Origin of the sequence: Photorhabdus sp. RM323S, from assembly GCF_042879375.1 — a bacterium.
Classification (GTDB): Bacteria; Pseudomonadota; Gammaproteobacteria; order Enterobacterales; family Enterobacteriaceae; genus Photorhabdus; species Photorhabdus tasmaniensis.
Window position 1 is genome coordinate 204,722 of sequence record NZ_JBHFKZ010000001.1, and the last position, 11,975, is coordinate 216,696.

An 11,975-nucleotide genomic window follows, 5' to 3' on the forward strand; every position below is an offset into this window, starting at 1 on the left:
TGTTTGTGGCTGAAATCTTGGACCGACTTATTTGTTCCACAACGCTTTATGTATTTTTCCTGTCTGGTGATAATCAGACACCAGATCGATAAATTCTTTAAAATCCCTGTTCTCTACCACTAGGCGGTTGACAGATTGCCAGTCAATGCTGGTTCGCTCTCGCACTGGGATGAGAGTCAGGCTATTACTCGGATCTTGCGGGTTAAGCAGGATCACACCGATACCATGCAATGCACACAACATCTGAAGCTCTCTTTCAACGCCACGCTGCTTATCTTCATTTATTTCGGTCGCGACCAAATAACCAAAGTGTGCCCAACTTGAATTGCTCACGGCCTGGAAGAAACATTCTCGAACATTGCTACGGTTAAGCTGACGTTTTACTTCAAACGACCACAGGCGGGTTAAACGCCCTTCGCTATACCGTACACAGTTTTGCACAACGCTATCCCAGCCTTTATCGAGAGGCTGCAGCGCAACAATATCAGGATAAAGCCAATGGTTTGCTCCAAGGCCTTTGTTGTTGCTAGAACGTTTCTCATTGATACGACGGCAAAGCAATTCTTCTTCTTCAGAAAGGTACTCAATCAAAAGCGGGTAAAGCGCATGCTCAGAAAAGCTTACTGTTTCAGCAGATGGAGTCGGGGCGATGTCAAAAGACGACTCTTGTTGCACGCCATTGTCACTTTCTTTACCCCAGTAAAATAGCCTAGGTCGAGGCTTGTCTCGTGTCATAACCTGAGAACACATGGCTTTTGCCTGAACGGTTCTACTACCACCGACTTCAGCGGCTATTTGACTCAAGAAATCTTCATCGCTGGCAAAACGAGGATTTTGACGCTTGTCGGCAAGCTCTGCACCATAGTGATCTATGATCTTTTGGGCAAGCTGACGAACTGTGAATTGTTCATCAGGATTAGCCTGAAGAACATTAATAATCATTTGCGGGCGACTAGTCATGGCTCCTGCCTTAGATATAACAGTAAGAACGCTACCTTCTTAGAAGCTTTCTGGTTGCTGCTTTTGAGATGACACAGTGTAAAGCTCCCTATCGCCCGGACCAAGCTCACAATACGAGTTTTTTAGCATTGAACAACAGCGGTACTGCAGACGCCAGTATCTAGAACCATTCAGGTGGACGAGAAGATGCATACCGTTGCCATCGGTTAGCTTGTATTGCTTATCCGTTGGCTTGTCTGTTCTGATTTTGATATCTGTCAGCGCCATACTTGTCCCCTCCCTGTTGGTACAAGCATTATCGAACCGGAAATACCATCATCTGTACCAACATCTGTTGGTAGATGTGCGTTGAAGTCGGTTGACCTTGAGAGAGTTAATATAACGAGAAAAGTGAGTAAATGCTGGATTTTAGGCATAAAAAAAGACGTCTGTGAACGTCTATTTACATACTGTTGGTGCCGAAGGCCGGACTCGAACCGGCACACCCGAAGGCGGTTGATTTTGAATCAACTGCGTCTACCGATTTCGCCACTTCGGCACTGAAGTAGTATGCGGATAACGGGGGCCATTATACCTGTCAGTGATCTGTTAGCAATAGTTATCCTACTGACTCAGTTTAACCGTCGAAAAAAAGATCACTTCCATCTATTCCATGCAAATGCACGTTCAATTCTTAAACACAAAAAACCCAAGCGAGTATAAAGCATACTCAGCAACATCTTTTCAGTCTGAAATTAATCTTCCTACTCAGCACCAGCTCACAACCGAAAAAAAACTAAAACAGTTTTATATCACCATAGTTGACTGAAACACTCTGACGCCGATAGACAACTTATAATCACCTTATATAATCTGGATGATAATTCACTATGAGGTAAATGGTTATGACGATTATTAGCTGGATTGGTGCTGGTATCTTTTTGGGCATTGTCATTGGCGCGTTGATGATGCTGTTTAAAAAGAATAAGTAACCGTATTTTGATATCTCTATCCTGTCCGTGAGTTTACTGGAAGTATGCCTAATTGGTTAATTCAAAATGAATAAACAGTTTTTTAAGATCTTCCCTGTTTCTGCCATGGTTTTGGCTCTCGCAGCCTGTTCTTCTTCCGATAAAACCTATTCTCCAAAGTTTCTGCAACCCAAGAAACAACCATTGAAATGGGAGGTGTTTGAGGGAAACGCGAGAACTAAAAAGCTAGCTTCGCAATTGGTTGATCAGTACGCGCAGGATATTTTCAATGGCAGCAATGCCCAAGGTATGGCAATGGTGGTGATTGATAATAATCAGGCGGTTTACCGCAGCTTCGGTGAAACTCGTCCGGGAAACGGCATCCGTCCTAAGCCTGATTCAGTTATCCGCATCGCTTCGCTGACTAAGCTGATGACCAGTGAGATTATGATCAAGCTGGAAGAGGATAAGGTTCTGCGTTCCACCGATCCATTGCAGGACTACAGCTATTATGGCGTGAGAGTGCCTCAATACAGCCCTCTTCAACCTATCCGGTTGTTCCACCTGGCAAGCCATACCAGTGGTTTACCTCGTGAACAGCCGGGAGGTCAATGGGGACGCCCTGTTTTTGTCTGGCCTACACAAGCCAATCGCTGGACTTGGTTGAAAACAGCTCAATTAGATGTATCTCCAGGCACAACTGTATCTTATTCCAATCTGGCTTACGATTTATTAGCGGATGCACTCTCTAAGGCCGCAGGTAAGCCATACACCCGCTTGTTGCACGATAAGATCACCGGCCCTTACTATATGAAAGACACGACACTGACACCCAGCCGCTCTCAATGTGCCCGTCTGATGGAAAGTGATAAACCCAGTCCGTGTCTTAATACTGTTGCGGCAGCAGGTAGTGGTGGAATCTATTCCACGCCAAGAGATATGCAGCGCTGGATGCAGCAGTTTTTGTCATCAGACAATCAGTTACGTAAGCAGACCGCCAGCCGCGAGCAGGGAGTTTATTTTAAGCGTTCCGATCTGGCTTCAATTAAAGGGATGGATGTTGCCGGTCAGGCAGATGGCGTCGGCCTTGGCTGGGTTTACATGAACTCCCGTGGTGATGTATCGGGTATTTATCAGAAAACCGGTGGCGGTGGTGGGTTCAATACGTATATGGCAATGATCCCCGAGCAGAATATCGGAGTATTTGTGGTGATTACCCGGAAGCAACACAGTAAGTTCAGCAGTGTAACAACCGGGGTTAATCAACTGGTAACTGCATTGTTGAGGAATCACAAACAAGTTTGAATCTGAGTTTTATAAATCGAGATACCTGGGATGGAGTTTCCCGCTTAGTTCTCCATCCCCGCAGCTTCTCTAATATCTTGTTCCTATCACCCGCACCACGATTGCTAAAAATTACTGTCTCTTAAGCAATAAATAAACACTCACAGTAAGGAACAGCAAACTTGGTAGCAGCGCTGCCAAAACTGCCGGCATACTGTAAACCAAACTCAGTGGGCCAAAGATCTCGTTGAGGACATAAAATAAGAAGCCAAAGCTGATCCCCGTTACTATCTTAACTCCCATCGGTACAGTACGCAGCGGTCCGAAGATGAAAGAGAGCGCCATCAACATCATTACCGCAACTGAAAGTGGGGCAAATATCTTTTTCCACATATTCAGTTGATAACGCCCTGATTCCTGCTCACTCTGTTTGAGATACTTGATGTATTGATACAAGCCACTGATGGAAAGTGCTTCAGGGTCGAGCGCGACAACATCCAATTTTTGTGGTGTCAGCCGAGTTTTCCAGTCAGCAGAGATACTCTGTGATCCCGTGATTTTTTTGTTGTCTGTCAGGTTAGATTCTTCCACCTGAGAAAGCTTCCATAAGTCACTATCTTCATCATAAACAGCACTGGCTGCATATCTTACAGAGAGTAGTTTTTTATCATCATCAAAATGATAGATATTGACGCCTTTAAGCTCTGTATCACTCATTAACTGCTGGATGTAGATAAAATCGGTCCCGTCTTTCGCCCACATGCCTTTAGTTGTTGAAACCAAAGAACCACCAAATATCTTCTGAGCCCGGTAGTTACGTGCCATCTGTTCACCTTGTGGCGCAACCCATTCACCAATAACCATGGTCAGGATCACCAGCGGAATTGCCGTTTTCATGACTGAGCCAGCAACCTGCATACGGGTAAAACCAGAAGCCTGCATAACCACCAGCTCGCTGCGGGTTGCCAGCGTGCCAAGCCCCAATAAGGCCCCAAGTAAAGCTGCCATCGGGAAAAATATCTGAATATCTTTCGGCACACTCAGCAAAGCATAAAGACCAGCGGAAAGAGTGGTATATTCCCCCCGCCCCACTCTTCTCAACTCGTCAACAAACTTAATAATGCCGGAGAGTGATACCAGCATAAATAGTGTCATCAGAATGGTTTGTAGAATAGTCCGCCCAATATAACGATCCAATACACCAAACATCAGGCTACTCCTCTACCTTTGAAACGAGCCCGAATCCTGCGCATCGGTACGGTATCCCAAGTATTGAGAATCAGCGCCAGCATCAGATAAGCCCCGTTAACCGTCCACATCCAGATCATCGGATCCAATTTGCCCTTGCTACCATTAGAACGCAGGGAGCTTTGCAGTAAGAAGAAGATCAGGTAAAGCAGCATTGCAGGCAACATGCTGAGTACCCGGCCCTGACGTGGGTTCACCGCACTTAACGGTACAACCATCATGGTCATAATCAATACCGAGAGCACCAAGGTTAAGCGCCAATGGAACTCAGCACGGGAATCTTTATCATCATTTTGCCATAACTGAGTCATGGACTTTTGTTCAATTTTATCGCCATCTACAGTCGAAGCCTGATGCCCAACAACCGCTTGATAATCATTGAACTCGGTAATTCTGAAATCCCGCAACATTGCGGTACCTTCGTAACGAGTACCGTGGTTAAGGACAACCATCTGTTTGCCATCAGGCCGTTCCACCATATGACCACCATCCGAGATCACAACCGAAGGACGCTGGTTATCAACCGGACGAAGCTGGGCAAGAAATACGTTTTCGAATTTGTCGCCGTACACGTTACCAATATAGAGCACCAAATTGCCGTTATTAGAAGGTTTGAATCTTCCTTCCATTATCGCCGCCAGGCTTGGATTAGCCTCGGCGTCAGCCACCACATGCTCCTGATATTTTGAGGACCATGGCATTGCCCAAATAACATTCACCGCCGCCAGCACAGAAGTCAACAACGCCAGGATAAGTGCCGAAACCACCAACACGCGTTTGCCCAAGCCACACGCATGCATAACAGTAATTTCACTTTCAGTATAGAGTTTGCTGAAAGTCATCAACACCCCAAGAAAAAGACTCAGGGGTAAAATAAGTTGCGCCATTTCAGGCACACCCAACCCTAACAAGGATAAAACCAAATTTGCCGGGACGTTTCCTTCCACTGCTGCACCCAGAATTTCTACTAACTTTTGACAGAAAAAGATCAGTAAAAGGATAAAGAGTATCGCAACTTGGCTTTTCAGGGTTTCCCGTACCAGATATCTAATGATGATCACGCTTATTACGCCTGTGAAAACTTGTCTTTTTGCAGGAAAATGGCTAACTTCATTGTATATCTACTATTTATTATATGCATCAGTTTGGCTTCCCTATTGCTAAAATGTTCTCGAAGCATTTCATATTTATTTAGGTTCCCAATCAGAACATACTGAAATAGTTAGCTAAACAATTATTAAGTAGTGCGTTTAGCTTAACATAAAGAGTGAACTTTCTATGGGGTAGATTAATGCGGAACGCTATATTTTAACGATAGCGTCCGTCTTTGTCTTTAAGATTCAGGAGAACGCATGGAATTTAGTGTAAAAAGCGGTAGTCCGGAGAAACAACGTAGTGCGTGTATCATTGTCGGCGTTTTCGAACCTCGCCGCCTTTCCCCTATCGCCGAACAACTCGATAAAATAAGTGATGGTTATATCAGCGCCTTGCTGCGCCGTGGTGAGCTGGAAGGCAAAGTTGGTCAATCGCTGCTGCTACATCATGTTCCCAATGTGTTATCTGAACGTATTTTGCTCATCGGCTGCGGTAAAGAGCGCGAACTGGATGAGCGTCAGTATAAACAGATTGTCCAGAAAACGATCAACACCCTTAATGAAACAGGTTCAATGGAAGCGGTCTGTTTCTTAACAGAGTTGCACGTTAAAGGCCGTAATAATTACTGGAAAGTGCGCCAAGCGGTAGAAACAGCAAAAGAGTCTCTCTATGTTTTCGACCAGCTTAAAAGTAATAAAAATGAGTTACGTCGCCCACTGCGTAAAATGGTCTTCAATGTTCCAACCCGTCGGGAGTTAACCAGCGGTGAACGTGCAATCCAGCACGGCCTCGCCATTGCTGCCGGTATCAAAGCGGCCAAAGATCTTGGCAATATGCCGCCAAATATCTGTAATGCCGCTTATCTCGCCTCTCAAGCACGCCAACTCGCAGATTCTGCCAATAGCCACATTACAACCAAAGTCATTGGCGAAGAGCAGATGAAAGAACTGGGAATGAACGCCTATCTGGCTGTTGGTCAGGGTTCTCAGAATGAATCGCTAATGTCAGTCATGGAATATAAAGGCAGTCCGGATAAAAATGCCAAACCCATTATCCTGGTTGGCAAGGGCCTGACTTTTGACTCTGGTGGTATTTCAATCAAACCTGCGGGTGGCATGGATGAGATGAAATACGATATGTGTGGGGCCGCAACAGTTTATGGCGTCATGCGTGTGGTTGCTGAGTTGCAATTACCACTCAATGTTATCGGTGTAATGGCAGGCTGTGAAAATATGCCTGGTGGTCGCGCTTACCGCCCCGGTGATGTTTTAACCACGCTATCTGGTCAAACTGTCGAAGTGCTTAATACTGATGCAGAGGGCCGCCTGGTCCTGTGTGATACGTTAACTTACGTTGAGCGTTTTGATCCAGAATTGGTCATTGATATCGCCACGCTGACTGGTGCTTGCATCACTGCTCTTGGTCATCATTACAGTGGATTGCTATCCAACCATAATCCATTAGCCCATGAGCTACTAAATGCTTCTGAACAGGCGGGTGATCGCGCATGGCGTCTGCCAATGACTGACGAGTTTTTCGAACAAATCGATTCTAATTTCGCTGATCTGGCAAATACCGGTGGCAGTGGGGGTGGCGCGATTACCGCAGCCTGCTTCCTGTCCCGCTTCGCCACAAAATATCACTGGGCACATCTGGATATCGCTGGTACTGCATGGCGTTCAGGTAAAACAAAAGGCGCAACAGGCCGCCCGGTTGCATTACTGTCACAATTCCTGTTAAATCGTGCAGGCAATGCTGGTATCAATAACGACGATTGATTTGATCCCTCCCTCGCTTATTAAAGGGCATTTACAATGCCCTTTTTTCGTAACAGAGACATTAATGAAAAGTGCCACGTTTTATTTACTGGAACAGCCATCACCTCAAGAGGATTTACAGGCTCACGAATGGCTGGCATGTCAACTTGCGGCTGACAAATGGCGAGCAGGAAAGCGGGTACTGATTGCCTGTGAAGATCAACAACAGGCAGAAAAGTTAGATGAAGCTTTATGGCAACGGGAGCCTCATCAGTTCGTTCCACATAACCTCGCGGGTGAAGGGCCAAGATATGGTGCCCCGGTTGAGTTATGCTGGCCACAAAAACGGGGAAATGCACCCCGTGATATCCTGATAAATCTGCTGCCACATTTTGCAGACTTTGCCACCGCTTTCCATGAAGTGATAGACTTCGTTCCTATAGATGAAAATTTGAAACAGTTGGCGCGTGAACGATATAAAACATATCGCAGCGTCGGCTTTAATTTGACCATGGCAACGCCGCCAACAGACTAAGTACCAAGATAAAATGGAAAAAACACCCGCTAACCAAACGCAATCTGAGCCATCTCTCGATAAAACTTATAATCCTAAAGAAATTGAGCAGCCTCTTTATACCCATTGGGAGAAAAGTGGTTATTTCAAACCAAACGGCGATACCCGCCGTGAGAGTTTCTGTATTGTTATCCCGCCACCAAATGTGACTGGTAGCCTACATATGGGCCATGCGTTCCAGCAAACCATTATGGATACCATGATCCGTTATCAGCGAATGCAAGGTAAAAACACCTTATGGCAATCCGGTACTGACCATGCCGGTATCGCGACTCAAATGGTGGTTGAGCGAAAAATCGCAGCAGAAGAAGGCAAAACCCGTCACAATTACGGCCGCGATGCTTTTATCGATAAAATCTGGCAATGGAAAGCAGAATCCGGTGGCACAATTACCAATCAGATGCGCCGTCTGGGTAACTCTGTTGACTGGGAACGTGAACGTTTCACTATGGATGAAGGTCTGTCCAACGCGGTAAAAGAAGCTTTTGTCCGTTTGTACAAAGAAAACCTGATTTACCGGGGCAAACGTCTGGTTAACTGGGATCCAAAACTGCACACGGCAATTTCTGATCTGGAAGTTGAGAACCGGGAAGTTAAAGGTTCTATGTGGCACCTGCGTTATCCGCTGGCTGACGGCGTAACAACCGCAGAAGGTAAAGATTATCTGGTGGTTGCAACTACCCGACCTGAAACTATGTTGGGCGATACCGGCGTAGCCGTTAACCCGGAAGATCCGCGTTATAAGGATTTAATCGGCAAAGAGATCATTCTGCCATTGGTTAACCGCCGCATTCCTATTGTCGGTGATGAACACGCGGATATGGAAAAAGGCACCGGTTGCGTGAAAATCACGCCTGCCCATGACTTCAATGACTATGAAGTGGGTAAACGTCATGCTCTGCCAATGATCAATATCATGACACTTGATGGCAATATCCGTAATGAAGCAGAAGTTTTCGATACCAATGGCGAGATTTCTGATGTTTACGGTTCTGATATTCCAGCTGAATACCGGGGCATGGAGCGTTTTGCCGCCCGTAAAACGATGGTTGCTGAGTTTGAAAAACTGGGCCTGTTGGTCGAAATCAAAGCTCATGATTTGACCGTTCCTTATGGCGATCGTGGCGGTGTGGTTATTGAGCCAATGCTGACTGATCAGTGGTATGTCCGTACAGCGCCTCTGGCGAAAGTGGCTATCGAAGCCGTTGAAAATGGCGATATCCAGTTCGTACCTAAGCAGTATGAAAATATGTATTACTCTTGGATGCGTGATATTCAAGACTGGTGCATCTCTCGTCAATTGTGGTGGGGCCACCGTATCCCAGCGTGGTATGACGCTGAAGGTAATGTCTATGTCGGTCGCAATGAAGAAGAAGTCCGTCGTGAAAATAATCTGGGTGCAGATGTCGCCCTAAACCAGGATGAAGATGTACTGGATACTTGGTTCTCTTCCGGTTTGTGGACTTTTTCTACCCTTGGCTGGCCAGAACAAACTAACGCACTGAAAACTTTCCATCCAACGGACGTGTTGGTAAGTGGCTTTGACATCATCTTCTTCTGGATTGCCCGTATGATCATGATGACCATGCATTTCATCAAAGATGAAAATGGCAAACCTCAGGTTCCATTTAAGACCGTCTACATGACCGGCCTTATCCGGGATGACGAAGGCCAGAAGATGTCCAAATCCAAAGGGAATGTCATTGACCCGCTGGATATGGTTGACGGTATTTCCCTAGAAGACCTGCTGGAAAAACGTACCGGTAATATGATGCAGCCACAACTGGCTGAAAAAATCCGCAAGCGTACAGAAAAGCAATTCCCGGCGGGTATTGAATCTCATGGTACCGATGCCCTGCGCTTTACACTGGCGGCATTGGCTTCTACGGGCCGTGATATCAACTGGGATATGAAACGTCTGCAAGGTTACCGTAATTTCTGTAACAAATTGTGGAACGCCAGCCGTTTTGTGCTGATGAATACAGAAGGTCAGGATTGCGGCCAAAATGGCGGTGAAATGGTGTTGTCACTGGCTGATCGCTGGATCCTGGCTGAATTTAACCAGACAGTAAAAGCCTATCGTGAAGCACTGGATACCTATCGTTTTGATATGGCTGCCAATATTCTTTATGAGTTCACTTGGAACCAGTTCTGTGACTGGTATCTGGAACTGTCTAAACCAGCGATTAACAAAGGTTCAGAAGCAGAAGTTCGTGGTGCCCGTCATACTTTAATTGAAGTTCTGGAAGGGTTATTGCGCCTGGCTCATCCTATTATTCCATTTATCACCGAAACCATCTGGCAGCGGGTGAAAATGGTTAAGGGGATTGAAGCAGATACCATTATGCTGCAACCGTTCCCAGAATTTTATCAGGCGAAAGCGGATGAATTGGCACTGACTGATCTGGAATGGATTAAAGAAGCGATCATTGCAGTACGTAATATCCGTGCTGAAATGAACATCGCGCCAGGCAAACCATTGGAAGTTCTGCTGCGTAATGCCGATGCTGACGCACAACGTCGTGTAGCAGAAAATCTGAATTTTATTCAGGCAATGGGCCGCCTCTCTTCTGTCACTATTCTGTCTGTTGGTGAAGAAGCTCCGGTTTCTGTGACCAAGCTGATTAATGGCGCAGAGGTGTTAATCCCAATGGCGGGCTTAGTCGATAAACAAGCCGAGTTGAGCCGTTTGGATAAAGAGATTGAGAAGCTGGATAAAGAGATTGGCAGCATTGAAGGTAAACTGTCAAATGAAGGCTTTGTCAGCCGCGCTCCCGAAGCCGTTGTTACTAAAGAGCGTGAACGCCTGGCAACCTGTAATGCATCAAAAGAGAAGCTGTTAGCTCAGAAAGAAACCATTGCTGCGCTGTAACATTCTCAACAAGTAAATTTTCATCAAAGCCACTGAAATGCATTGTCAGTGGCTTTTTAATTCAAAACATAAACGATAAAATTTATAAGAAAGTGTAAACTCATCCCATTCTATATAAACATCATAAAATATATTGAAAATAATAACGTCTATTTCATTAATAAGGACGCGTATAATAAATATTTATTTTATTAATTTTCCACATTTATATATCTAAAATTACAATATGATATAATTTTATTTTATATATAAATCATTAAATTTATCATATTGTATCTGGAATAAAATCACACAAATAAATATATTATTACCAGTAAAACATCAAATTATAATTTAATAACGCTAATAACCCGGAGAAATAAAATGAAAATACTTCTTACTCTCTTACTGGCAAGTACCGTCCAGTTTGGTCTCGTACATTCTGCCAATGCAGAATCAACGTTTGATAAGATTAAATCTACAGGCATATTTAGAATTGCGACGGAAGGCGCTTATCCCCCCTTTACCTATCATGATGCTTCCGGTACTTTGACTGGCTTCGATGTCGATATCGGTCGTGAAATTGCCCATCGGCTGAATGTCAAACCGACATTTATCGAAGGAAAATGGGATGGTCTTATTGCCGGGCTGGATGCCGGACGTTCCGACGCTGTTATTAATCAAATAGCAATTACACCTGAACGCCAGAAAAAATATGATTTTTCTATTCCCTATATCACATCTCAAGCCGTACTTATCACCAATAAAAATAACAACAGCATAAAAACATTCAGTGACTTGAAAGGTAAAACCTCAGCACATACTCTGACCAACAACTTCGCTCAGATAGCCAGAAATAATGGCGCGGAAATCATCGGCACGAATGGATTTAGCCAAGAAATCGAACTGGTCAGTACCGGCAGAGCCGATGCCACGATCAACGATAGCCTCTCTTATCTGGACTATAAGAAGCACAAGCCAAATGCACCCGTGAAAATTGTTGCGTCTGATCCAAACGCAGGGCAAACAGCAATTTTACTCCGCCAAGGCGAGTCAGAGCTAAAAACAGCTATTGATAAAGCAATTGTTGATATCAAAGCTGATGGCACCTATCAGCGTATCTGGGCTCAATATTTTGGCAACCATACTCCCGAATAAGTGAAACATATCTTACTCAAATGCACCCGTTCCCTCGACATTGGATACAAATTCTGACCTGGGAACTTTATCGTTGTCCAGTTGAATTGAAGAATCAG

The 11,975-nt window shown here is 45.0% G+C and carries 9 protein-coding genes and 1 tRNA gene; 5 read left to right on the top strand and 5 right to left on the bottom strand.

The features are described from left to right. Positions 1 to 27: 27 nt before the first annotated feature. The 3 genes from ACGF7G_RS00835 to ACGF7G_RS00845 all read right to left on the bottom strand — a co-directional run bounded on the left by ACGF7G_RS00835 (position 28) and on the right by ACGF7G_RS00845 (position 1,498). Positions 28 to 960 carry a COG2958 family protein gene (locus tag ACGF7G_RS00835; RefSeq protein WP_387462898.1) on the bottom strand — a complete coding sequence of 311 codons (933 nt, stop codon included), beginning with the start codon at positions 958 to 960 and terminating at the stop codon, positions 28 to 30. 39 nt (positions 961 to 999) lie between these two features. Beyond that, positions 1,000 to 1,227 (bottom strand): Arm DNA-binding domain-containing protein, encoded by a 228-nt coding sequence (locus ACGF7G_RS00840; RefSeq protein WP_387462900.1) that lies wholly within the window; start codon positions 1,225 to 1,227, stop codon positions 1,000 to 1,002. A 186-nt stretch (positions 1,228 to 1,413) separates the two neighbouring features. Further along, positions 1,414 to 1,498, bottom strand: a tRNA-Leu gene (locus ACGF7G_RS00845). Positions 1,499 to 1,997: 499 nt separating this feature from the next. Between ACGF7G_RS00845 and ampH the strand changes: the two genes are divergently transcribed. Continuing rightward, positions 1,998 to 3,215, top strand: coding sequence for a D-alanyl-D-alanine-carboxypeptidase/endopeptidase AmpH (ampH, locus tag ACGF7G_RS00850; RefSeq protein WP_387462902.1), 1,218 nt, complete (start codon positions 1,998 to 2,000; stop codon positions 3,213 to 3,215). 111 nt (positions 3,216 to 3,326) lie between these two features. Here ampH and lptG read toward each other — a convergent pair whose 3' ends face one another. Next, on the bottom strand, positions 3,327 to 4,403 hold the full coding sequence (gene lptG, locus ACGF7G_RS00855) for an LPS export ABC transporter permease LptG (protein WP_387462904.1): 1,077 nt from the start codon (positions 4,401 to 4,403) through the stop codon (positions 3,327 to 3,329). Then, positions 4,403 to 5,503 carry an LPS export ABC transporter permease LptF gene (gene lptF / locus ACGF7G_RS00860; protein WP_387462906.1) on the bottom strand — a complete coding sequence of 367 codons (1,101 nt, stop codon included), beginning with the start codon at positions 5,501 to 5,503 and terminating at the stop codon, positions 4,403 to 4,405. The genes lptG and lptF overlap by 1 nt, the downstream gene beginning before the upstream one ends. A gap of 291 nt (positions 5,504 to 5,794) precedes the next feature. Between lptF and pepA the strand changes: the two genes are divergently transcribed. From pepA to ACGF7G_RS00880, 4 genes are all read left to right on the top strand, one after another. Further along, positions 5,795 to 7,315 carry a leucyl aminopeptidase gene (pepA, locus tag ACGF7G_RS00865; RefSeq protein WP_387462908.1) on the top strand — a complete coding sequence of 507 codons (1,521 nt, stop codon included), beginning with the start codon at positions 5,795 to 5,797 and terminating at the stop codon, positions 7,313 to 7,315. Positions 7,316 to 7,379: 64 nt separating this feature from the next. Next, positions 7,380 to 7,829 carry a DNA polymerase III subunit chi gene (locus tag ACGF7G_RS00870; protein ID WP_387462910.1) on the top strand — a complete coding sequence of 150 codons (450 nt, stop codon included), beginning with the start codon at positions 7,380 to 7,382 and terminating at the stop codon, positions 7,827 to 7,829. A 13-nt stretch (positions 7,830 to 7,842) separates the two neighbouring features. Next, a complete protein-coding gene (locus ACGF7G_RS00875; RefSeq protein WP_387462912.1) occupies positions 7,843 to 10,740 on the top strand; it encodes a valine--tRNA ligase in 2,898 nt (965 codons plus the stop codon). Positions 10,741 to 11,103: 363 nt separating this feature from the next. Next, entirely contained in the window at positions 11,104 to 11,877 is a 774-nt protein-coding gene (locus tag ACGF7G_RS00880; RefSeq protein WP_387462913.1) for an amino acid ABC transporter substrate-binding protein, read from the top strand. Positions 11,878 to 11,975 lie beyond the last annotated feature (98 nt).

Excerpts from the sequence above, each read along its gene's own strand:
- lptG (WP_387462904.1), bottom strand. The coding sequence starts at position 4,403 with ATGTTTGGTGTATTGGATCGTTATATTGGGCGGACTATTCTACAAACC.
- ACGF7G_RS00870 (WP_387462910.1), top strand. The coding sequence starts at position 7,380 with ATGAAAAGTGCCACGTTTTATTTACTGGAACAGCCATCACCTCAAGAG.
- ACGF7G_RS00835 (WP_387462898.1), bottom strand. The coding sequence starts at position 960 with ATGACTAGTCGCCCGCAAATGATTATTAATGTTCTTCAGGCTAATCCT.
- ampH (WP_387462902.1), top strand. The coding sequence starts at position 1,998 with ATGAATAAACAGTTTTTTAAGATCTTCCCTGTTTCTGCCATGGTTTTG.
- ACGF7G_RS00875 (WP_387462912.1), top strand. The coding sequence starts at position 7,843 with ATGGAAAAAACACCCGCTAACCAAACGCAATCTGAGCCATCTCTCGAT.
- ACGF7G_RS00880 (WP_387462913.1), top strand. The coding sequence starts at position 11,104 with ATGAAAATACTTCTTACTCTCTTACTGGCAAGTACCGTCCAGTTTGGT.
- ACGF7G_RS00840 (WP_387462900.1), bottom strand. The coding sequence starts at position 1,227 with ATGGCGCTGACAGATATCAAAATCAGAACAGACAAGCCAACGGATAAG.
- pepA (WP_387462908.1), top strand. The coding sequence starts at position 5,795 with ATGGAATTTAGTGTAAAAAGCGGTAGTCCGGAGAAACAACGTAGTGCG.